Genomic DNA, 20842 nt, shown 5'->3' on the forward strand with positions numbered 1-20842 from the left:
GTGTTAGGTTATGAGGCATATGAGCCTCGCCCCCGGCAACGGCCCCGTGCAAATCACACAGGATCAACTTCAGGCCCGCATTCACGAACTTGCCCAGCGCATTCGGGAGGATTACGCCGGACGCGACCCCCACCTGATCTGTGTCCTCAACGGTGCATTCATGTTTCATACCGACCTCGTGCGGGCGCTTGGCGTACCCTGCACCATCGATTTTTTGCAGGCCAGCAGCTACGGCAACGAAAAACAGAGCAGCGGCGAAGTCAAACTGGTCAAGGATTTGCAGTTTCCGATCAGCGACCGCGACGTGATTCTGGTGGAAGACATCGTGGACACCGGCATTACCATGAGTTACCTGCTGCACTACCTGCAGGGGCGTGGCCCCGCCAGTCTGAAGGTGGCTGCCCTCCTGAGCAAACCCAGCCGACGCAAAGTGGAAGTGCCCGTGGAATATCTGGGCTTCACCATTCCCGACGCCTTCGTGTACGGATACGGCCTAGACCGCAGCCAGTACGACAGGAATCTGCCGTTTATTACCAGTCAGGACTAACCACCGGGTAGGTGCAGCGATATGACGCCCACGATTCGCCCTTTTACTCCCGCCGACACCGCCACCTGCTTGGCGCTCTTTGAGTCCAACATGCCCGATCTCTTCCTGCCTTTCGAGCGGGTGGACTTCGAGGCGTATTTGCTGAATCCCGGCGCGTACTGGGTGGTGGAACAAGCCGGGGAATTGGTGGCTTGCGGCGGCGTGTGGCAAGACCCCGGCAGGCCAGAGCGTCCGGCGGGGCTGGCGTGGGGCATGGTGCGGCGCGACTTGCACCGCTCTGGCCTAGGTTCCCTGCTGCTACGCCATCGCCTTTCCGCGCTGCACGACATAGGATCAACGGAATGTTGGATAGACACCAGCCAATACAGCGCCCCCTTCTTCGCCCGCCACGGCTTTCAAGAAGTCAGGCGCACGCCAGATGGCTACGGAGCGGGTATGGATGAGGTGGTGATGGTTAAGAGAATGGACGTGAGGAGTGGGTGATGGGAAGGGCAAAAGCCAAGGCGAAGTTTCACCAGTCCCCTTTACCCCCAACCCCGCCCCCACCAATTCCGCTACACTATTCCCCATGATCCGCTCTGCACTTACCTGCCGGGGACGGCGCGACTAGCTGAGGCTTGTGCGCGTGTCCCCGGTCTGTTGTTGGCCGGGGCTTTTCTTTGCCCGCAGTAGTGGCGGATAGTCCATCTCATCCCATCAGGAGAACCTACCCATGACCGACATTAAAGAACCCCGCGCCGAGCGGTATAACCCGCACGCCATAGAAGGCAAATGGCAGGAGCAGTGGGCCGCCGACGGCCTGTACACCTTCCGTGAAGATGCCAGCAAAATAAAATATTACGCGCTGACCATGTTCCCGTACCCCAGCGGAAATTTGCACATCGGGCACTGGTACGCCAACGTCGCGCCCGATGCCCGCGCCCGCTGGATGCGGATGCGCGGCTACAACGTGCTGTTTCCGATGGGCTTTGACGCCTTTGGTCTGCCCGCCGAAAACGCTGCCATCAAGAACAACGTGAACCCGGCCAAGTGGACGCGGGAAAACATCGCCTACATGATCGGGCAGTTTGGGCGGATGGGCACCATGATCGACTGGAGCCGCAGTTTTGCCACCTGTGACCCGGAATATTACCGCTGGAACCAGTGGTTTTTCACCGAATTCTTCCGGCGTGGGCTGGCATACAAAAAAGACGGGCTGGTCAATTGGTGCCCCAAAGACCAGACCGTACTGGCAAACGAACAAGTCGTGGGCGGCCACTGTGACCGCTGCGGCACGGCAGTAGAGCGCCGTAAGCTGAGCCAGTGGTACCTGAAAATTACCGATTACGCCGATGAATTACTGGACTTTGCCAACACCGATATGCCCGAGCGCGTGCGCCTGATGCAGACCAACTGGATCGGCAAAAGCGTGGGCGCAGAAATTATCTTCGATACGCCTGCTGGCCCCGAAACCGTATTCACGACCCGTCCCGATACCCTGATGGGCGCGACCTTTCTGGTGCTGGCCCCCGAACACAGCAAAGTGGCCGCACTGACCACGCCCGAGCAGGCCGATACGGTGCGGGCCTACTTGGAAGCCGCCGGGCGCAAAACCGACGTGGAGCGCCAGCAGGACAGCGGCGAGAAAACAGGCGTCTTTACCGGAAGCTACGCCACGCACCCCATCAGCGGCCATCAGGTGCCGATCTGGGTGGCCGACTACGTGCTGGTCACGTATGGCACGGGTTCCATCATGGCCGTGCCCGCGCACGACGAGCGCGACTTTGCCTTTGCCCACAAATTTGGGCTGGAAATCCGGGAAGTCATTCGGCCCGAAGGCGGCGAGGGCATGGGCGAGAACCCGGATGCCAGCTACAACGGCGAAGGCCTGATCGTGAACAGCGGCGAGTTTGACGGCCTGCGCGGCGGCAAGGCCAGCATTGCCCAGATCATTGCCAAGCTGGACGAGCACGGCATCGCCAAAGCCAAAACCACCTTCCGCCTGCGCGACTGGCTGGTGTCGCGCCAACGCTACTGGGGCACGCCCATTCCCATCGTGTACTGCGAGGAACACGGCGCTCAGCCCGTACCCGCTGACCAGTTGCCCGTGAAACTGCCCGACGACGTGGAATTTACGCCCACTGGACAGAGCCCGCTGAAGCTGAACCTTGAGTGGGTGCAGACCACCTGCCCGGTGTGTGGCGGCCCCGCCGAACGCGACACCGACACGATGGATACCTTTGTGGATTCCAGCTGGTATATGTACCGCTTCCTGTCGCCCCGTGACGACATTCACCCGTTTGACCCGGCAGAAGCGAACAAACTGCCCGTCGACCTGTACACGGGCGGCATCGAACACGCCATTTTGCACCTGCTATACAGCCGGTTCTGGACAAAAGCCATGCGCGATATGGGCCTGACCGAGCAGAACGAACCCTTCAAGTGGTTGCGAAATCAGGGCATGATCCTGGGGCCGGACGGCGACAAGATGAGCAAGAGCCGGGGCAATGTGGTCGACCCGGACGACCTGGTGCGCGAGTACGGGGCCGACACCGTGCGGGCCTACCTGCTGTCTATTGCTCCGTGGGAAGACGGCGGGCCGTGGGATCCCACTGGCATTCAGGGGCCAGCGCGTTGGCTGTCGCGGGTCTGGCGCCTGTACTTTGATGAAGAGGTCAGTGGGCCAGCCAAAGCCATGACCGAGGCCGAGCTGCGCTATGCCACCCACTCGGCCCTGAAGCGCGTCACCGACGACTTCGAGCGCCTGAACTTCAACACCATTTTTGCGACCCTGAACATCCTGACCGACGCGCTGGCCGATGCCAAACGCAGCCCGGTACGCGGCACGCCTGCCTACGCAGAGGCGCTGGACATCCTGAACCTGATGCTGGCCCCCGTCGTGCCCCATGTGGCCGAAGAGCTGTATCAACAAAGAATGGGGCACGCGCGTGGCAATGCAGGCAGCATTCATACCCAGACTTGGCCGCAAGTGGATGAAGCCGCCGCCACCCGCGATACCGTGACTTTAGGCGTGCAGGTCAGCGGGAAGGTACGCGGAGAGGTCACCATTTCCAAGACGGCGACGCAGGCCGAGGCGATGGCCGCTGCCCAGGCCTTGCCGGATGTGCAGAAATACACGGAAGGAAAAACTGTGGTCAAAGAAGTGTATGTGCCGGGCCGAATCATCAATATCGTGGTGAAATAAACGAAGTGACAAAGTAGACAATTAAGTCCTTTTCTCAAGGCAGGCTCATTCCCATTCTCCAGTTCAGGCTGTTGAATGGGTTTTTTCATTGGACAGAATCTAGGTAGCGCCTGGTCAGCTCATCTGGACGTCGTTGAGCCATGACACACTCCAGATCTCATTCCAGCCGAAGTTGTCGAGCCTTTGCCTAAGTCGTATGGATGACCCGGCGCCTTTCATTAGGTCATCAACCGTAAGACCTTTGTCAGTCCTTCATATCTATGCTGACAGCAGTTCAGGTTACAGAGGGCGATTTACCCGCAAGGTCTCCCGTGAAGTACCTAGGAGACCCAGTCCTCTCTCCATTCAGCCTCTTTCTCGTTGTGCTTTGTGTCAGGAGTGTTTATGTCTAACGTACTTGCCATTCTTTACGCCGTGATCGTCGTACCCGTCTTCGGCATATTGCTGGCTTGCACGGCCATGAGCAGCCGAATTAGCCGCGAAGAATTCGACGCCGAGACTGTTTGAGTTAAGCACGGCAAAGTTAATCTAGTGATTGGCCGAGCGAAGCGAGTACCGAAGAAAGTACTTGCACTGGGAAGGGAGCGGCGTCGGTGATCCCTTGGAAACGCGCAACGTTTAGGCGACGTACTTGGATAAGTTTTATAATCCCCGCTGTTTGACATAAATGTTAGAGCACGAAATCAGGCCCACATAGTGTGGCTCAAGCCCCCCAATCCGGGGGTTTTTCAGCATTCAAATCAAACTTCAAGGTGCTTGAGGCAATGGCTTGGCATCCCAAGCAGCGAGAATCAGCCTCCCAACGTCGCTGATTTCGAACATGCTGCCGCCGACCAGCAGGCCCGCCTTCTCCAGCGCCAGCACGTCGCTCAGGTCTATGTCTTCTTCGGCAAAGCGCAGGTAGAGCAGCACGCACACGTCGTCGCGGTAATAGCCGAGTGCGGCAACCGACATAGCCCAGAGTCGCATAAAACGGCCCCGGTATTCAGGGATTCGCCCGCCAAAAAGCGTCTAGCGTGACTTTCACATCCAGCATTTTTTCCCAGTGGGGCAGGCCATCGGTGTCGGCAATCCTGACCGCACTTTTGCCTGGCAGGGTCGCGAATTCGGGCAGACGGGCAAAGTTCACGAAGGCGTCCTGGTCGGACATGACGACCACAGGAATGCTGAGTTTGCTGTATAAATCCGTGTAGGCATCGGGCGTAAACAGTTGGCCGCTGATAAAATACAGGGGCGCGTATTTGGCTCCGGGCTGACGGCTGGTGTCTACAGCGTACTCGATCAGGCCCACGTTGACCGGCCCGCGAAACGACGGATTCAGGAACAGTTCGATGACGGGGCGGGTTCGCAAAATGGCGTACAGCGGCGTCCCGAAGGTATTCAGCGTGCCGTACAAGCGTTGGCCGCCGTCGTCGGCATTGGCCTGCTGGGTGTTGCCGCGTGGCGTGCCGAATCCGCTGGGACTCAGCAGGGCCAGCGTGCGAATACGGGCGTCTTGCAGGGCGGCGCGGGCGGCAAACTCGCTGCCGAGGCTCATCGAAACCACGTCCACATCCGTGCCGATGCGGGCCACCAACAGCAGCAGGGCGCGGGTCATCAGGTCGCGGGTGTAGGGGAGGTCGGGGCGGGCGCTGCTGCCGAAGCCGGGCCACTCCAGGGCGTACACCGGGCGCGTGCCCGCGTAGGCGTCCCAGACGGGTTTCATCTCGTAGGCGCTGGCAGCGGCATTGACCGAATGGGTCAGGAGCAGGGGCCGCCCCACGCCGCGTGTGTCGGCGTAGACGTTGACCGGGCCAAAGCCGGGAAGCTCGAAGCTGAAGCGTTGCCCCCCTAACGCAGGCCGCACTGTGCTGACCGTAGGGACGCTTAGAGCGCCCGCACTTACCGTGACTGTCGTCTGATATTGAAGCTGCGGGACTGTTTCGTTGGCAGAGACCGTGCTGGGAGCGGCAAGGGGACTGCTCTGGGCAAGCGCCGCCGTGCCGAAATTCAACAGGAGCGCGGCGGTCAGAATTCTCATGCCAGATGTCATGACCCTATGGTCTGTTCAAGGAAGTCGGAGCGAATGTAATTTAAGTTGCTAATACTCGCCCATCAATTGGGTTGGCTCGGATTCCCCGAACTGTCGCTGGCATAGGTGGCGGCCACATCACGCAGCACTTGGCGGGCCAGCGCAATCAGATCGTCTTCCGAAATGCGTTCCAGCCGGAACCTGCCCCCCGCGCCGTATTCGCCCTGAAACATGCCCTCTATGCGCCGCACCCGCACCAGCACTTCACACAGGCCGAGGCGCAGCCACGCGGCCACCCACCCCCCCGGCGGGGCCGGACGCAGGCGGTTGGCAGGGTCGGATGTAAAGTCCAGCGTGACGTTATTGAGCGGCAGCCCCGGCCCGCTGGCCGTTCGTAGGGCGTGATACAGCGCATTGATAAAGGCCTCGCACGCCCGCTGTTCGGCCTGCCGCGCCTCGGCATGGCGGCGAATGGCAGCCTGCAGGGCGTCAAAGTCGTTCATAGGAGTCACTCATATCTCTGGCTGTATTCCTACCATGTTTGGCCGGTACACCCAACACCCTGCACGCCCGAATGAAGGGAGGCTCAGCCGGGGCGAGTATTCTGCGCGGCGTGACCCTTGCTGGCCTGCCCCTCTCCCCCGCTCCTGGCTCTGCCCACAGAGCTGTTTGGAACGCTGTCCCCGCCCTGCTGATTTCCAACGGCACAGCAGAAGACCTGATCGGAGCGCGGCTGGCCAGGTTGCTGCACTTGCCTGTGCGCTACTCGCCGTTGGTGGGAGAGGGCAAAGCTTACGGGGCCGTGCCGGAAGCCGTGCGAGTAGGCCGGGTGCTGAGACTCCCCAGCGGCGGCTTTCCGTTTGGCAGCCTGGGAAACTTGCGGGCAGATGTGGCGGCGGGCTTGGTGCAAGAGTCGGTGGGGCAGTGGCAAGACGCTGTGCAGGGGGCACGCAGCGCGGGCGTGGTGGTGGTGGTGGGCGACGCCTACGCCCTGATGGTGGGTACACTGGCGGCTCGGCGGGCCGGAATCCCGCTGATTCATGTGCAGCCGCTGCTGAGCGCCCAGTATCTGGAAGGTTTGGGTGTGCGGGGGGCCATACAGGAACTGAACGCGCTGGGGGCCAATTTGCCGATGCCCTACGAGCTGAGGCTGGCCGCAAGGGCGCGGGCAGTGTTTGTGCGGGACGCAGCTACAGCCGACTACTACGCGGCGCGGGGCGTGGCGGCACGCTGGGCAGGCAGTTTTGCAATGGATGTGCTGGGGGCTCCCGAACGCGACCTGAGCCAGTGGACACAAGACGAACACAAGGAAAACAGACCTGTGCTGGCCCTGGTTCCCGGCTCGCGCCAGGATCACCGTCAGAGCCTCCCGCCCATGCTGCTGACCGCCGCCCGCCTGCCCGAACTGGCCGCGCTGGTGGCCTGGCCGCACGACTGGGGCGCCGTGACCCTACCCGCTGGCTGGACACTGCAGATCGAAAATGAATTGCAAGCTTACGCCAGAGGCGAAGGCGTGCGCGTGCCCTTACTGCGCGGCGCGTTCGGAGCGATTGCGCACGCCGCAGATGTGGCGATTGGCACGGCAGGCACTGCCAACGAACAACTGGCCGGACTGGGCAAACCGGTGGTGGCCTTCGCAACGGCTGGCCCTCAGTTCACCGCAGGTTTTGCCCGCAGGCAGGGACGCTTGCTGGGCGAGGCGCTGAGTGTGGTGGACGCCAACCCAGACGCCCTCGCCGCCGAAGTGCGTGCCCTGATGCAAGACGGCCCCCGCCGCGCCCGCGCTGCACTGGCAGGTCTGACGCGAATCGGGCCAGCCGGGGCGCTGGGAATGATTGCCGAGGAAGTGCGGCGGGCGGCGGGAATGCAGAGCATGAAGCGTGGAGGCTAGAGACAGCCCACGATCCACCTTCACCATTCCGAAGCGCCCCGCCCTTCTCACTCACCCCTGACAGTTTCTTACCCAATCTGCTTCGGATCGATCCAGCCCCGCTTGATGCCGAACAACACCGCTTCGGTGCGGCTGCCGACGCCCAGTTTAGAAAAAATGTTGGCGAGGTGAACCTGCACCGTGCGCGGGCTGATGTCCAGATCACGGGCAATTTCTTTGTTGGTGCGGCCCGTGGCGGCCACCAGCAGTACCTCCAGTTCACGGGGACTCAGGGCGTCTTCGGGCGGCGTGGGCGTGGTCTGGGCGCTGAACCGTTCCAGCACCTTGCGGGCCACGCTGGGATGCAGGGCGCTCTCGCCTGCCGCCACCGCCCGCACCGCGCCCAACAGGTCGTCCTCGCTGGCATTTTTTAGCAGGTAGCCCGCCGCGCCCGCTTCCAACAGGGCAAACACGTAGGCGTCGTCATCGTAGCTGGTCAGCACCAGCACGCCCACACCGGGCAAAAAGGCCTTGATGGCGCGGGTGGCCTCGATGCCGTTCATGCCGGGCATGGATACGTCCATCAAAATCACGTCTGGGCGCAGGGCGCGGGCCTTCACGATGGCGTCTTCGCCGCTGTCGGCCTCGCCCACCACGCGCAGATCGGCTTCGGTTTCCAGCAGTTCGCGTGTGCCCTTCCGCACCACCGGATGATCGTCGACCAGCAGCAATGTGATGGCGCGGGGCGTCTCGGTGTCGGGTTCGCGGGGGTCTGCATCAAGCATAGGCGCAGAATACGCGGCGCGGTGGGGGAAGATGGGCCAGAAGCTCTGGGTTCTGAACTGTGCGCCCCGAGCCATGAATGCAGGGGCCTAGAGAATATGGATGAATTTGGGGGTAGAGGGGCAATCGCTGGCGCTCATTTACCCCCTCGCAACCTCCTCCCAAGGGTGATGAGTTAAAAGCCCCAGATTTCAGCTCTTGATTTTGGCCCTCGCCCTTGCGGGACTCGTAGAGTTGCGGAGCAGAGAGGGGCGCTGTGAAACAGCAGGGTGAGGGGAGTGAGCCACAACGATTGCCCTACTTCGACCCTAGACCCTTAGATGTCCTCCCACACAACAAAAACTGCCGCCCCAGGAGAGGAACGGCAGCCCAATAATTCAGAGCGAATGCTTCAGCCTTTGCTCAGCGCCTTCCAGAGCGTGCCCGTGCGGAACGCGACCATCGGATTAAAGGCTTCGGCGCTGATGCCCTTGACGGTGTCGCGGTAGGCCAGAATGCCGGGGTTGCTGGGCAGAAGCACGTAATACGCCTGATCGGCGGCGCGGCGAGCAATGTCGGCGTACAGCGTGTTGCGGCGTTCGGCGTCGGTGATCGTGCGGGCCTCGTTGATCCAGGTATCAAGCTGCGCGTCCTTAAAGTTCAGGCGGGGCTGGTAATAGCCTTCGCTGCTATAAAAGGTATGCACGAAGTTGTCAGGGTCAGCGTAATCGGGTGCCCATCCCGTAATGATCATCAGTTCTTTGCCTGCCGCACCGTCGCTGATGATTTCAGACCACTCCTTGGCATTGATATTGATCTTGAATTTTGGATTCAGGGACTCGATGTTCTTCTTCATCAGTTCCATGCCTGTCTGGGCGCTCGCGCTTCCGGCGCGGTAGGTAGCAGTCAGAGTAAAGCCGTTTTCCCACACCTGGCCGTTCCATGCCCGCTGGAAGGCGGCGCGGGCGGCCTCCAGATCAAATTTGGGTGCTTCCAGACCCTTGTCGTAGCCGGGGAAAGTGTCGGGCAAGAGGAAGTTGCGGGCCTCACCCTTACCGCCCTGCACTTCCTCGATAAACTGCGGCACGTTGAAGGCTGCCACAAAACCCCGGCGCACGTCTATGTCGCTAAAAAAGTCGGCAGGAATGCCTTTGCCGTCCAGCTTGCCACTGCCGATGCGGGTGGCGTCCTTCATATTCTGGTTCATGGAGATGCCGAACGCGCCCGTATCGGGCAGGTTGTCCAAGATGGCAATGCCTTCTTTGCCCGTCAACTGCTTTTCGATGATGGGCCGTCCACCCGTTTCGATCAGGTCGGCGTCGCCCCGTTCGAAGGCCTGAAGGCGGGCCGCCTGCTCCGGCACCTTCTGAATCACCACGTTTTTGATGCTGGCCTTGTCGCCCCAGTACTCCTCGAAAGCGGCAGCCGTCAGCGCATTTGCGGTCTTTTCTCGCAGACGATAAGCGCCCGTGCCGCTGGGATCCTGGGCAAGCGGACTGCCCGTCAGGTCTTTGCCCACTGCGGCCTTCCAAGTGGCCTCGGTGCCGTCCCACTCGCCAATTTCCTTGGCATGGGCGCTGTCTACGATGCTCTGGCCCGTGTAGGCCAGCTTGGACAGGAAGGCAGGATCGGCTTTCGGCAAAGTAAACACCAGCGTTTCGCCGTCGCACTTGACCGCGTCGGTGATGCGCTGCCAGGTGATAGAGCTGTCGTCGTTGGCGTTGGCGCCCGTACCTAGCAGGCTTTCCGACAGGAACCAGTTGCCGCTGTCGGCGGTATTGGTGACCAGGTTGCGGCGGAAGGTGTATTCGGCGTCGGCACACTTAAAGTCGTTGCCAGCGTGGAATTTCACGCCTTCTCGCAGGGTGAAGCGGTACTCGCGGCCCTCGTTGCCTTCCGTCCACTCGGTGGCCAGCAGCGGCTCCAGCTCGCTCAGGCTGTTGCCTTTGTAGGTCAGCAGCGTCTCATACAGGTTTTCTACGACCTGACCGCTGCCCGTGTCGTAGGTCGTGCCGGGGTCGAGCGTGGGAATATCAGCGGATTCCTGCACCACGAGGGTACTGGCCGCGCCGTTGTTGCTCTGGTTGTTGCAGGCGGCCAGGGTGAGGGCGAGGGTAGCAAGCGCGAGGGCGCTGAGGACTTTTTTGGGGGAGCGAGATGGGTTCATGGTTCTCCTTGAGCGGAACGTGGCTGTCCCCAAAAACGGGAGGGCACAGCACCAGATCGGCAGATTAGAGAGGGTAGATGAGGGCGCGTTGGGAGGAAGATCAAGACTCTTACCTGCCCTCATCAGACAAGGTTGGGCAGACCCACCAGCACGTTAGACCGGATGTAAAAAGAGTCAAGAAGACGCTCTGGCAACTGCTTGACGCTGACTCAGGCCGATTGAATTTGGTCTTTATTGAGCGCCCGACTTCAACCCTGACCGAATGCAAGGCGTCCCACATCAGCCTTGAGTGCCTTCATGTAAGATTCCCTGATGACATCCAGCCAAACCTCTGACTCCTATGTGTTGCGCGGTACGGCGGCGGGCGGCACGCTGCGCTTTGTGGGCATAGAAGCGACCAAAATCGTAGAAGACGCCCGCGTGCGCCACGACCTCAGCAAAACAGCGACGGCGGCGCTAGGACGCACGCTGGCGGCCTCTGCACTGCTGGCGGTGGTGCTGGGCAAAAAGACCGACAGTCGCGTGACCCTGCGCCTGGAGGGCGGCGGCCCGGTGGGCTGGATCGTGGCCGAAGGCAGCACCGACGGCAGCGTGCGCGGCTATGTGCGCCAGCCCGACGCCGATTTGCCTCTGCGTGAAAGCGACGGCAAGCTGGACGTGAGCGGCATCGTGGGCGCAAAGGGTGAATTGGCCGTGACCCGCCTGCTGGACAACGGCGAGCCGTATACGGGCAGCGTCGACCTCGTGAGCGGCGAAATTGCCGAAGACGTGAGCATGTATCTGGGCGTCTCGGAGCAGATTCCCAACGCCGTGCTGCTGGGCGTGTACGAGGAAGGTGGGCGGGTGGCCCACGCGGGCGGGCTGCTGGTGCAGGCCATGCCGGGCGTGACCGATGAAACGCTGGGCAAGCTGGAAGCCAATATCCGCGCTATGGGCCAGATCACCGACAACCTGCGCCGGGGCAGCCTGATGGAAGCCATGCACCGCGCCGCCGAAGGGCTGGAATTGCTGCTGGCCGCCGAAGCGCAATCGGCCCGCTTTCAGTGCCGCTGCTCGCGCGAGAAGGCCAGCGACAGCCTGAAATTCTTTACTGCCGAGGAGCGTCAGGAAATGATGGACGCGGGCGGTCAGGAAATCGTGTGCCACTGGTGCGGCGAGCATTACCAGATCAGCCCCGACGAAATTGCGGCGCTAGAAGCGGGGGCAGGGCGGGCCAAAGCTTAAAGCCACGTTGCAGGGAAAAGACAAGAGCGAAAGATAGAAGCAGTGCCGTCCCAACGCTTGGGTTCTCAGCCCGAGCGTCGGGGCGGCACGCTCCTGTAAGTCGGCCTTAGCCCACTTCCCATACCACGCAACCCACATGCTCCCAACGCGCCCCTACAATTCCCCCTATGAAGGCCCGTTTAATTGGAATTGCATTGGTATTCGCCGGACTTGGCCTGGGCGCAACCTTGCTCAAAGATCAGGTGCCTGTCGGTGGTGCAAGTGCGCCTCCTGCGGTCACTGCGCCCAATGAAGCCGCCGCCAAGTTGCAGAACGAACTGAATACCATCGACATCGTGCGGCGCTTCGAGCCGGGACTGGTCTACATCAGCACCGAGCAGGACATTGCCAGCAGCGATCCTTTTGGGTGGATGTTTGGCGGCGGCACAGAGGAAACGCAGGTGCAGCGGGGCGTCGGCAGCGGCTTTTTTGTGAACGCTCAGGGCGATATTCTGACCAATTACCACGTGGTGGCGGGAGAGGCGGGCGCGGGAGCCGCCGACAGAATCCGGATTCGGGTGATGGGGCGCACCGATACTGTGCTGGCGCGGGTCATCGGGCTGGCCCCGCAATACGATCTGGCCCTGATTCGCCCGGAAGGGTTGGATGCCAGCCTGATCAGGCCGATTCCGCTGGGCAACTCGGATACGTTGCAGGTGGGCCAAAAAGCAGTGGCGATGGGTGCACCGTTCGGGCTGGATTTTAGCGTCACAGAGGGCATCGTCAGCAGCACCGCCCGCCAGATTCCGATTGGCTTCTCCAGCGGCGGCAGCGGCGAGGGCATTACGCAAAAGGCCATCCAGACCGACGCGGCCATCAATCCCGGCAACAGCGGCGGGCCTCTGCTGGACAGCACTGGGCGCGTGATCGGCATCAATACCCAGATCTATTCTCCCAGCGGGGCCAGCGGCGCGTCTCAGAGTGCGGGCGTGGGCTTTGCCATTCCCATCAACGCGGCCAAAAACCTGTTGCCCCGCCTTCAGGCAGCGGGCGGCGGCGTGGTGCTTGCACCCAAACTGACTGGAGTCACGCCCGGTCTGGTGGTGCAGCAGCGCACGGCGGGCGGCGCACGCAATGTGGCGGTGGGCCTGAGTATGCTCTCCAGCGAGGGCAAAAGCACGCTGAATCTGCCTGAATCGGGGCTGGTGGTGGGCGAGGTCGCACCGGGCACGCCTGCTTATCTGGCCGGGCTGCGCGGCGGCACCGAGACTCAGGCTTTCCGGGGCGGCGCGATTCAGCTGGGCGGAGACGTGATCGTGGCAGCGGAAGGCCTGCCCGTAGACGCGCTGGAAGACCTGCAAGCCGCGCTGATAGACAAGAAACAGGGCGACTCGGTAACGCTGAAGGTGGTGAATGCGGGCAAGACCCGTGAGGTTAAGGTGACGCTGGACGCCGCCGCTTTTCAGTGAGTAAGGGTATGGAAGTAGAGGCGAAGGCCGTCTGGAATAGCCTGCCTGCCCCTGACCGCGAGTGGCTGAACGAACTGACTGCGCTGGCTCCGGCGGGGGCGCGGGTGGCATTGGTGGGCGGCGCGGTGCGGGACGGCTTGCTGGGCATTCCCTCCAGCACCTCACCTGATCTGGATTTGGCAATAGAGGGCGCAGATATTCAGGCACTCGCCCTGGCAACAGGCTTACCCTTCACCTTTCACCCGGCGTTTGGCAACGCCACCGTGACCCTTCCAGATGACCGAACCGTAGACCTGATCCGTACCCGGCGCGAAACGTACCCGGTGGTGGGTGGCAATCCTGTACCTGAACCCGGAACCCTGTCCGACGATCTTCAGCGGCGCGATTTTGGACTGAATGCGCTGGCCTTGGTGCTGGAGCCAAATGGAACCGTAAGCCTGCTGGACGAGGTCGGCGGCCTCTCAGATGTGCGGGGGCGAGTGCTGAGGCCTCTGCATTCCGGCTCTTTTCACGAGGATGCCAGCCGATTGATACGGGCGGCAAGGCTGGCAGCGCGGCTGGACTTGGCGGCCCACCCGAATCTGCTGACACAAGTGCCCGACGCGCTGAAGATGGCTGAACAGACCCCGCGCCTGTGGGCCGAACTGCGGTTGCTGCTGGCCGAACCTCGTCCCGGACGCGCCGCCCGAAAGTTGGAAACTTGGGGGGCGGGCCAACTCCTGCCGCCCCCCAGTTTGCCGCTGCTGGACGCGTTGGACACCCTACAAGATGGGGGCGTGAACCTGAGCCAGCCTTTCCAGACCTACGCCGCTGCCCTGCTGCACCCCGCGCCGAATCCAGACGACCTCGCCGCCCGCCTGAATCTGGGCGAGAAACCCGCCGCATTGCTGGCCCGCGCCCTCTCCGACACGCCGTTTCCGGAAGGCAGCCCCGAACGAATCCTGCGTCACTTGCTGCGCCCCGACGCTTACACACCACTCACTGGACGCGACGTGGTGGCGCTGGGAGTTCCGGCAGGCAAAGAAATCGGCGCGGCGCTGACCTACCTTGCCGGGTTGCGGGCTGCGGGCCAAGTGCAGTCGGCAGAAGGTGAGAGGGCCGCACTGAGACAGTATCTGGACAGCCGAAATGTGAACAGCCGACCCCCTTCATGATCGGCCCACTGACCCTGCTGACCACCGAACCGTTGCTGCTGCTGGTGCAGGTGGCCGCGCTGCTGGCAGGCATGATCCTGAAGGGCGTGGCGCAGGCCCGACTCGCGGCCCATTGGGGCGACAGCAGCGGCGTGCAGGCGGGCTTCGGTTGGCCTGAGCCTGCCGTTCACCTAGACCTCTGGCGGCTGGCGCTGCACCTGCTGATCGGGGTGGCCCTGCCCCGGCCCACCCCGCTGGCCTTGCGCGGGCCGAATGCCGCCGCTGTGCTGCTCATTGGCCCCCTGACGCTGATTGCCTGTGCCCTGCTGCTACTGACGCTCCAGCGTGCCCAGCAACAACTCCTGCCCGCTACTGCCGACTTGATCGGCACCGGACTGGGCCGCGCCGCTTACAGCCTGTGCCTGCACACGCTGTTTAATCTGTTGCCATTGCCGGGGCTGGATATGGGCCGGATGCTGGCTCACACGGCCCGTCTTTCCAAGTTGCCACGGTTGGTACGCGGCACGCTACTGCCCGCACTGGCCTGGACGGCCCTGTTTCTGACGGGAACGTTGCAATGGGCCACCTCGCCGCTGTGGGCAGGCCTGCAAAGCACTATTACGCTGCTGCCATGACAGGCCTTAAGGCTAGCGAGAATGAACCCTGTTCGCCGTGCGCCTTCCCCGTAGAATGCTGAATCTATGGGCCTTCTCAGTCTGCTGACCTCCAATCCCACCGCGTTCGTCATTATCGCTGTGGCCCTCGTTCTCTCTCTGACTATTCACGAATTTGCCCATGCCTATGTGGCCGACAGATTGGGAGACCCCACGCCGCGCCGATTTGGGCGGGTCACGCTGAATCCGGGCAAGCACCTCGACCCCTTGGGCACGCTGCTGCTCTTGGTTGCAGGCTTCGGATTTGCCAAGCCTGTGCCCATTAATCCAGCCAATCTGGGACGCTGGGGCACGCTTTGGGTATCGGCAGCAGGCCCGATCAGCAACCTGATCATTGCCTTCGTAGCTGCTGTCTTGTTGCGGGTACTGCCCCAAAACGACTTGACTTTTCAGGTCTTGCTGACTGTACTTGGTATCAATGTCGTCTTGGCCGTCTTCAACCTGATTCCTATTCCCCTGCTGGACGGCAGCCGCATTTTGGGCGCACTGGTGCCGTCGCTGGGCCGCAGCCTCGCGCAATTTGAAGCCATGCCGTTCAGCTTCTTGTTGGTGATGGGTTTCATCTTTCTGGCCCGCGAGCCTATCAGCGGAATCATTCGCACCGTACAAAGCTGGGTGCTGGGTATCGTGGGTTAGGCATAAGCGCTTACGCTGAACAGCACAACTATGCTTAAGGCTCTAGCAACAAGCGCCGCCCCCATGTGTTACCAGGGGCGGCGCTTAACTGGGGATGCAAATTGTTGAACTCGATAGGCCTCAGCTCAGGCTGAACATCATCGCTACGTGTGCCGCTGTGCCGCCCAACACAAACAAATGCCAGACCTCGTGGAAGCCCCAGTGCTTGGGGAACATGCGCCCACGTGGGCCGGGCAGCCAGCGTTTGGTGCCGTACACGACTGCGCCCACCGAATACAGCACGCCCCCTGCGGCCAGCCAGAAAATTGCGGCGGAGGGCAGGTTACGTACCAGTTGCGGCATCAGGGCCAACGCTGTCCAGCCCATGCCTGCATACAGCAGGGTGCTGATCCAGCGGGGCAGGCGCATGGTCACAAGCTTCAGGGTGATTCCGGCAATGGCAATGCCCCAGATGACCCACAGCACGGCCTCGCGCCACACACCTTCTAGCCCGTAGTAGGCGACTGGGGTATAGCTTCCAGCGATCAGCAAAAAGATTCCGGCGTGATCAAGCTTGCGGAGCCACAGCAGCCCACGCTCGCCTGCGCGGAAGGAATGGTAGCTAGCCGACGCCGCGTACAGCGCCACCGTGCTGACGCCAAACACCACGAAAGGCCACAGGCTCAGCCCGCGCGAGTGCGCCCACCACAGCAACGGCCCCAGCACAATCAGGGCCGCCGCCGCCCCCGCCCAGTGGGTAATGGCGTTCACAGGCTCGCGGGGGGCAGACAGTCGGATCATGGCTCTAGGGTAAGGGGTGGTGGGGTAAAGCGTGTGGGCACTGGTACACGGTACAAAGGGGATTTCTCACTTGTAGAGCTTACCTGCCGCCGTAATTGGGCGCTTCCCGCGTAATGGTCACGCCGTGCGGGTGGCTTTCGATGAGGCTTGCCCCGGTAATGCGGACAAATTGGGCATGGTCGCGCATGGCCTGCAAATCGGGTGCGCCGCAGTAACCCATGCTGCTTCTCAGGCCGCCCACAAACTGATAGATGACCTCGCTGGCCGTACCCCGGTAGGCCACGATGCCCTCGATGCCCTCGGGAACGAATTTGCGGCTGCCCGACTGGAAATAGCGGTCACTGCTGCCCTGATCCATTGCGCCCAACGACCCCATGCCCCGGTAGCTCTTGTAGCGGCGGCCATCGCGCAGCACTGTTTCGCCCGGAGATTCGTCGGTTCCGGCCAACATGCTGCCCATCATCACAATGCTCGCTCCGGCGGCGATGGCTTTGGGCACGTCGCCCGTCTGTTTGATGCCGCCGTCTGCGATCACCGGGATTCCGGCTTCTAGGGCCACACTGCTGGCCTCAAAAATGGCGGTGATCTGCGGTACGCCCACGCCTGTGACGATCCGGGTGGTGCAGATCGAACCCGGCCCGATGCCCACTTTGATCGCGTCTGCTCCGGCCAAGATCAGGTCTTTGGCTCCGGCTCTGGTGGCAATATTGCCCGCGATCACGTCCACGTCAAACTGCTCTTTAACGCGGCTCAGGGCGTTCAGAATGCCCTGGCTGTGGCCGTGGGCACTGTCCAGCACCAGCACATCTACGCCCGACTGCACCAGCGCGGCGGCCCTGTCCATCAGGTCGGCCGAGACGCCAATAGCGGCGGCCACGCGCAGGCGGCCCAAGTGGTCTTTGGCGGCGCGGGGGTACTTCACGCGCTTGGTCAGGTCTTTGACGGTGATCAGGCCGCGCAACATGCCGCCTTCATCGGTCACCAGTAGTTTCTCGATGCGGTTGCGCTTGAACATCTCGTGCGCCTGCTCGAGCGTGGTTCCCACCGGCACCGTGATCAGGTTTTCGCGGGTCATCACGTCGGCAATCGGCGTGGTCAGGTCATCTATAAAACGCATGTCGCGGTTGGTGATGATGCCCAGCAGCAGGCCGTTGGGGTCGGTAATCGGCACGCCGCTGATGCGGTACTCGCCCATCAGGCGGTCAGCGTCGCCCACAGTGGCATGCGGCGGCAGCGTGATGGGATCGACGATCATGCCGCTTTCACTGCGTTTGACCTTGCGAACCATTTCGGCCTGCGCGTCGATGGTCATGTTCTTGTGGATCACGCCGATGCCGCCTTCACGGGCCATTGCCACGGCCATCGCCAATTCGGTCACCGTATCCATCGCCGCCGACACGAACGGGATATTCAGGCGCACGCGGCGGGTCAATTGGGCCTCTACGTTGACCTCGTGCGGCAATACGGTAGAATGCCGGGGCTGCAACAACACATCGTCGAAGGTGATGCCTTCTTGTCCAAATTTGTAATTAAATCGGTCTGACCCGTTTTCCGGCATTTCTTCCGGCAAGTTGGGGACAGTCGCGGTCGTCGTTGGCGCACTCATGGCCCGGAGTTTACTCCGCTGTGCCCGTGCGTGCGGTGACGGTGTCCACACCAGTGGGCCAGCAAGCGTGCGTTCGCCTCCGTCCGGCGCAGCTTGCACGCCCCACAGCCTCATGCTAGATTTTCCGTCGCCTGCACTATGGGGTCGTAGCTCAGCTGGGAGAGCGCGTCGTTCGCAATGACGAGGTCAGGGGTTCGATCCCCCTCGACTCCACCAGAGAGAATCAAAGAGAAAGCCCGCCATCACAGGCGGGCTTTTTGTTGTTGGATAAATTTTGGGCGCAGAGGGGTGAGCAACGCGGTTACCCTTCCTTAAACCCTCAGCCCCTCTACTTCCGCACGATCACGTCTGGATATTCCGGCAAAGGCTTGATCGGCGTGACTTTTGGCAGATTCAGCGGGAAGGCGGTCACGCGCCCCAGGCGGGTAAAGGTGACAGCGGGCGTGGGCGCTTGCGTTAGCGCAACTTGGGTTCCGGGCAGCTTGGCCAGCGCCGACAGCGGCACATAGGCTACCTTATTCAGCATCCGCACAGGCACGACTTGGCCCACGTCGGTGGCGTTGGCGGCCAGCGTGGCTGTGCGCGGCGTCAGCACCCGCACCGTCAGGCCCAAGGCTCCGGCTGCGGGCGTGAGAGGCAAGTACACCAACCCGGCCTCTAGGCGTGCGCCTGTAGCAGCTGCCCCGGCCAGTTGCGTGGGCGTCAGCACTGGCGCAGGCGGAGGAACAACAACGGGGGGCTTCGGGGTGGCTGGAGTCGTCGGCGTCGTGGGGGTGGTGGGCGGAGTAGGACGGGGCGGCGTGACCGGAGTAGGGGTCGGTGGTTTGGGCGCCGGTGGCAACGTCGCCAACACTGCAGTTGCAGCGGCGCGGCGGGCTTGCGTGCGGGCCTGGGCTTCGGCTGGCGTCAGGACGCGACCCCAGCCCGTCGGCAAGCCGCGAAAGGTCGTCCACGCGCCGTCGGCCAGCGGGCGCTGCTTGGCAAGGGCGCTCAGGCCACCGCCTTCGGTCACGAAATACAACATGCCCTGATCGCTGACGGCCACGCCCGTGTCCATTTTTTTGCCCGTCTTCAGCGTCCAGATGGCTTGCCCGGCCTTGCCCACCGCGTGCAGCGTGCCGCCAAGGTCTCCCACGACAATGGTGCCATCACTCAGTTCGGCAGCGGGCGCGGCGATGGGTGAGCCTGCCTTGTATGTCCACTCGGTTTCGCCGGTGGTATTGATGGCGTACAGGCTCCCGTCGTAGCTGCCAACTACCACGAGACTGCTGCTGGTCACAATCGGGCTGGCATTCACGAACAGGCCCGTCGGCTTAGACCAGCGCACCTTTCCGTCTGGCCCCACTGCATAGATTCGGCGGTCGCTGGAACCGAAATACACGTTGCCCTGCGCGTCTACAGCGGGGCTGCTAAACACCAACGACCCGGCGGCAAAAGCCCACTTCAGCTTGCCATCAGGGGTTAGGGCGTGCATCCGGTTGTCCTGGCCGCCAAAGTAGATGGTGCCATCGGGCGCGATGGCCGGACTGCTAAAAATGGGCGCGGCAATTTTGAGCGACCACAGAATCTTTCCGGCAGGGCTGACGGCGTACACGCTGCCGCCCGCCGTCGTCGCAATGACGCTGCCATCGGGGCGCAGGGCGGGGCTGGCAAACAGGTCGCCGTCCAGCCGGACTCGCCACAGCAGTTTTCCGGCGGTGTCCAGTGAGTACAAATAATCATCGTAAGACGCGGCGATGACATTGCCCTGGGGGGTAATGATGGGATGAGCGCGGCCTATGTCGCCTGTGGCATAGTTCCATTTCTCTACGCCGCGTGCGTCGGTGCGGTGAATTCGGGCATCGGAACCAACGAAGACCAGATCGCCCGTGTCAGAGACAGCGACGCCCGACAGCACGCGCAGTTCCTTGAACCAGGCCACTTGCGGCGCGGCGGTGGGGGCAGTCACGGCGGAGGTGGCGGGGGCAGGAGTGACGCGGGGCACAGTGGTTTGGGCCGACGGGCCTGGGGTCAAGAACACTAACCCGCTGGTCAACATCAGGGTTGTGAATTTTGAGTGAAGATTTCTCATCTGAAGGTAAGCTCCTTTACATTGCCTTTACGGTAAGGCGGGTTGGGCGGGAAGAGGTGGACGCCCGCTAGGGTAGCCCTTAAGATGCGTTTCGTTATGAAGAAGATTCTCATGCTGACCGCGTTCGCGCTCGCTGGCCTTGCCGGAGCGCAGGACACCACCACTCCTACGGAAACCCCCACCACCACGGAAACGACCACCGACACCAGCACCACGACGGAAACCACCACCCAGACGACCACGACTGACGCGCCCACGATGGCTCCTATGAGCGCCAGCGAAGCGTTCGGCAAGGCGCAGGAGTATGCCGTGCAGGCCGATGTGGCCTACCCCGTATCCTTCTACGACCGCACGCTCTGGAAGGCCGCTGTGGACTCCGCCTACGTGGCCGCCACCACCGAAGCCACTAACCGCGACTACAACGCGTACCTGGCTCAGCTGTACACCAAGACCCAGTGGTGGATCAACGCCTACAACGCTTGGGATAAACTGGGCGAACTGAACGAAACCGAGAAAGATTACGCCTCGCTGAGCGCCGCCAAGCTTGCCTTCTTGGCCCTCCAGCGCGGTGACAACGACGGGGCACGTGCCTACGTCGAGAAGGGTATGGCTTGGAAAGACAGCGCCAGCCTGCAAAGCATCATGAAACGCTTGAACTGAGACAACTTTCCTGAAGGCCGCGCTCCCACACCGGGCAGCGCGGCTTTTAGTTTTTCTTTAGATACGGGG

General features: G+C 62.1%; 19 protein-coding genes and 1 tRNA gene. 12 read left to right on the plus strand and 8 right to left on the minus strand.

Annotated features, from left to right (window positions below):
* Nucleotides 1-19 precede the first annotated feature (19 nt).
* The 4 genes from hpt (at nucleotide 20) to M1R55_RS31705 (ending at nucleotide 4238) form a co-directional block, all read left to right on the plus strand.
* A complete protein-coding gene (gene hpt / locus M1R55_RS00445; protein ID WP_249392798.1) occupies nucleotides 20-547 on the plus strand; it encodes a hypoxanthine phosphoribosyltransferase in 528 nt (175 codons plus the stop codon).
* Nucleotides 548-568: 21 nt separating this feature from the next.
* A complete protein-coding gene (locus M1R55_RS00450; protein WP_249392799.1) occupies nucleotides 569-1030 on the plus strand; it encodes a GNAT family N-acetyltransferase in 462 nt (153 codons plus the stop codon).
* Between the two features lie 229 nt (nucleotides 1031-1259).
* Nucleotides 1260-3731 (plus strand): leucine--tRNA ligase, encoded by a 2472-nt coding sequence (leuS, locus tag M1R55_RS00455; RefSeq protein ID WP_249392800.1) that lies wholly within the window; start codon nucleotides 1260-1262, stop codon nucleotides 3729-3731.
* A gap of 384 nt (nucleotides 3732-4115) precedes the next feature.
* Nucleotides 4116-4238 (plus strand): hypothetical protein, encoded by a 123-nt coding sequence (locus tag M1R55_RS31705; RefSeq protein WP_256566004.1) that lies wholly within the window; start codon nucleotides 4116-4118, stop codon nucleotides 4236-4238.
* A 240-nt stretch (nucleotides 4239-4478) separates the two neighbouring features.
* Here M1R55_RS31705 and M1R55_RS00460 read toward each other — a convergent pair whose 3' ends face one another.
* From M1R55_RS00460 to M1R55_RS00470, 3 genes are all read right to left on the minus strand, one after another.
* Nucleotides 4479-4700: a hypothetical protein gene (locus tag M1R55_RS00460; protein ID WP_249392801.1), complete on the minus strand. Its 222-nt coding sequence runs from the start codon at nucleotides 4698-4700 to the stop codon at nucleotides 4479-4481.
* 16 nt (nucleotides 4701-4716) lie between these two features.
* The gene (locus tag M1R55_RS00465) at nucleotides 4717-5763 is read right to left on the minus strand and encodes an alpha/beta fold hydrolase (protein WP_249392802.1); all 1047 of its coding nucleotides are present in this window, start codon (nucleotides 5761-5763) and stop codon (nucleotides 4717-4719) included.
* A 62-nt stretch (nucleotides 5764-5825) separates the two neighbouring features.
* On the minus strand, nucleotides 5826-6245 hold the full coding sequence (locus tag M1R55_RS00470; protein WP_249392803.1) for a hypothetical protein: 420 nt from the start codon (nucleotides 6243-6245) through the stop codon (nucleotides 5826-5828).
* 71 nt (nucleotides 6246-6316) lie between these two features.
* Here M1R55_RS00470 and M1R55_RS00475 point away from each other — a divergent pair, with 71 nt between their 5' ends.
* Nucleotides 6317-7633: a lipid-A-disaccharide synthase-related protein gene (locus M1R55_RS00475; protein WP_249392804.1), complete on the plus strand. Its 1317-nt coding sequence runs from the start codon at nucleotides 6317-6319 to the stop codon at nucleotides 7631-7633.
* Between the two features lie 68 nt (nucleotides 7634-7701).
* On the opposite strand, the gene M1R55_RS00480 is transcribed toward M1R55_RS00475, so the two are convergent.
* Both M1R55_RS00480 and M1R55_RS00485 read right to left on the minus strand, forming a co-directional pair.
* On the minus strand, nucleotides 7702-8397 hold the full coding sequence (locus M1R55_RS00480) for a response regulator transcription factor (RefSeq protein ID WP_136363922.1): 696 nt from the start codon (nucleotides 8395-8397) through the stop codon (nucleotides 7702-7704).
* A 389-nt stretch (nucleotides 8398-8786) separates the two neighbouring features.
* On the minus strand, nucleotides 8787-10541 hold the full coding sequence (locus M1R55_RS00485; protein WP_249392805.1) for an ABC transporter substrate-binding protein: 1755 nt from the start codon (nucleotides 10539-10541) through the stop codon (nucleotides 8787-8789).
* 312 nt (nucleotides 10542-10853) lie between these two features.
* On the opposite strand from M1R55_RS00485, the gene hslO reads away from it, so the two are divergent.
* From hslO to M1R55_RS00510, 5 genes are all read left to right on the plus strand, one after another.
* Entirely contained in the window at nucleotides 10854-11765 is a 912-nt protein-coding gene (gene hslO, locus M1R55_RS00490; protein ID WP_249392806.1) for an Hsp33 family molecular chaperone HslO, read from the plus strand.
* Nucleotides 11766-11932: 167 nt separating this feature from the next.
* The gene (locus M1R55_RS00495) at nucleotides 11933-13213 is read left to right on the plus strand and encodes a S1C family serine protease (protein ID WP_249392807.1); all 1281 of its coding nucleotides are present in this window, start codon (nucleotides 11933-11935) and stop codon (nucleotides 13211-13213) included.
* An 8-nt stretch (nucleotides 13214-13221) separates the two neighbouring features.
* The gene (locus tag M1R55_RS00500) at nucleotides 13222-14367 is read left to right on the plus strand and encodes a CCA tRNA nucleotidyltransferase (RefSeq protein WP_249392808.1); all 1146 of its coding nucleotides are present in this window, start codon (nucleotides 13222-13224) and stop codon (nucleotides 14365-14367) included.
* Nucleotides 14364-14981, plus strand: a complete 618-nt coding sequence (locus tag M1R55_RS00505; protein WP_249392809.1) for a hypothetical protein — start codon at nucleotides 14364-14366, stop codon at nucleotides 14979-14981. Before M1R55_RS00500 ends, M1R55_RS00505 begins: the two co-directional genes overlap by 4 nt.
* 66 nt (nucleotides 14982-15047) lie before the next feature.
* Nucleotides 15048-15656, plus strand: coding sequence for a site-2 protease family protein (locus M1R55_RS00510; RefSeq protein WP_249392810.1), 609 nt, complete (start codon nucleotides 15048-15050; stop codon nucleotides 15654-15656).
* A 120-nt stretch (nucleotides 15657-15776) separates the two neighbouring features.
* Here M1R55_RS00510 and M1R55_RS00515 read toward each other — a convergent pair whose 3' ends face one another.
* Nucleotides 15777-16436 carry a hemolysin III family protein gene (locus M1R55_RS00515; RefSeq protein ID WP_249392811.1) on the minus strand — a complete coding sequence of 220 codons (660 nt, stop codon included), beginning with the start codon at nucleotides 16434-16436 and terminating at the stop codon, nucleotides 15777-15779.
* Nucleotides 16437-16515: 79 nt separating this feature from the next.
* Entirely contained in the window at nucleotides 16516-18042 is a 1527-nt protein-coding gene (gene guaB / locus M1R55_RS00520) for an IMP dehydrogenase (protein WP_371827127.1), read from the minus strand.
* A gap of 140 nt (nucleotides 18043-18182) precedes the next feature.
* Between guaB and M1R55_RS00525 the strand changes: the two genes are divergently transcribed.
* Nucleotides 18183-18258 (plus strand) — tRNA-Ala (locus tag M1R55_RS00525).
* Nucleotides 18259-18370: 112 nt separating this feature from the next.
* Here M1R55_RS00525 and M1R55_RS00530 read toward each other — a convergent pair.
* Nucleotides 18371-20062, minus strand: a complete 1692-nt coding sequence (locus tag M1R55_RS00530) for a PQQ-binding-like beta-propeller repeat protein (RefSeq protein WP_249392812.1) — start codon at nucleotides 20060-20062, stop codon at nucleotides 18371-18373.
* 147 nt (nucleotides 20063-20209) lie between these two features.
* Between M1R55_RS00530 and M1R55_RS00535 the strand changes: the two genes are divergently transcribed.
* Nucleotides 20210-20773 (plus strand): hypothetical protein, encoded by a 564-nt coding sequence (locus M1R55_RS00535; RefSeq protein ID WP_249392813.1) that lies wholly within the window; start codon nucleotides 20210-20212, stop codon nucleotides 20771-20773.
* Nucleotides 20774-20842 lie beyond the last annotated feature (69 nt).

This window comes from Deinococcus sp. QL22 (assembly GCF_023370075.1).
In the GTDB taxonomy this organism is placed as follows: Bacteria; Deinococcota; Deinococci; order Deinococcales; family Deinococcaceae; genus Deinococcus.

Coding starts and splice junctions, on each gene's coding strand:
- M1R55_RS00475 (WP_249392804.1), top strand. CDS start 6,317: ATGAAGGGAGGCTCAGCCGGGGCGAGTATTCTGCGCGGCGTGACCCTT.
- M1R55_RS00500 (WP_249392808.1), top strand. CDS start 13,222: ATGGAAGTAGAGGCGAAGGCCGTCTGGAATAGCCTGCCTGCCCCTGAC.
- M1R55_RS00465 (WP_249392802.1), bottom strand. CDS start 5,763: ATGACATCTGGCATGAGAATTCTGACCGCCGCGCTCCTGTTGAATTTC.
- M1R55_RS00485 (WP_249392805.1), bottom strand. CDS start 10,541: ATGAACCCATCTCGCTCCCCCAAAAAAGTCCTCAGCGCCCTCGCGCTT.
- M1R55_RS00470 (WP_249392803.1), bottom strand. CDS start 6,245: ATGAACGACTTTGACGCCCTGCAGGCTGCCATTCGCCGCCATGCCGAG.
- M1R55_RS00495 (WP_249392807.1), top strand. CDS start 11,933: ATGAAGGCCCGTTTAATTGGAATTGCATTGGTATTCGCCGGACTTGGC.
- M1R55_RS00450 (WP_249392799.1), top strand. CDS start 569: ATGACGCCCACGATTCGCCCTTTTACTCCCGCCGACACCGCCACCTGC.
- M1R55_RS00480 (WP_136363922.1), bottom strand. CDS start 8,397: ATGCTTGATGCAGACCCCCGCGAACCCGACACCGAGACGCCCCGCGCC.
- M1R55_RS00505 (WP_249392809.1), top strand. CDS start 14,364: ATGATCGGCCCACTGACCCTGCTGACCACCGAACCGTTGCTGCTGCTG.
- leuS (WP_249392800.1), top strand. CDS start 1,260: ATGACCGACATTAAAGAACCCCGCGCCGAGCGGTATAACCCGCACGCC.
- guaB (WP_371827127.1), bottom strand. CDS start 18,042: ATGAGTGCGCCAACGACGACCGCGACTGTCCCCAACTTGCCGGAAGAA.
- M1R55_RS00535 (WP_249392813.1), top strand. CDS start 20,210: ATGAAGAAGATTCTCATGCTGACCGCGTTCGCGCTCGCTGGCCTTGCC.
- M1R55_RS31705 (WP_256566004.1), top strand. CDS start 4,116: ATGTCTAACGTACTTGCCATTCTTTACGCCGTGATCGTCGTACCCGTC.
- hpt (WP_249392798.1), top strand. CDS start 20: ATGAGCCTCGCCCCCGGCAACGGCCCCGTGCAAATCACACAGGATCAA.
- hslO (WP_249392806.1), top strand. CDS start 10,854: ATGACATCCAGCCAAACCTCTGACTCCTATGTGTTGCGCGGTACGGCG.
- M1R55_RS00510 (WP_249392810.1), top strand. CDS start 15,048: ATGGGCCTTCTCAGTCTGCTGACCTCCAATCCCACCGCGTTCGTCATT.
- M1R55_RS00460 (WP_249392801.1), bottom strand. CDS start 4,700: ATGCGACTCTGGGCTATGTCGGTTGCCGCACTCGGCTATTACCGCGAC.
- M1R55_RS00515 (WP_249392811.1), bottom strand. CDS start 16,436: ATGATCCGACTGTCTGCCCCCCGCGAGCCTGTGAACGCCATTACCCAC.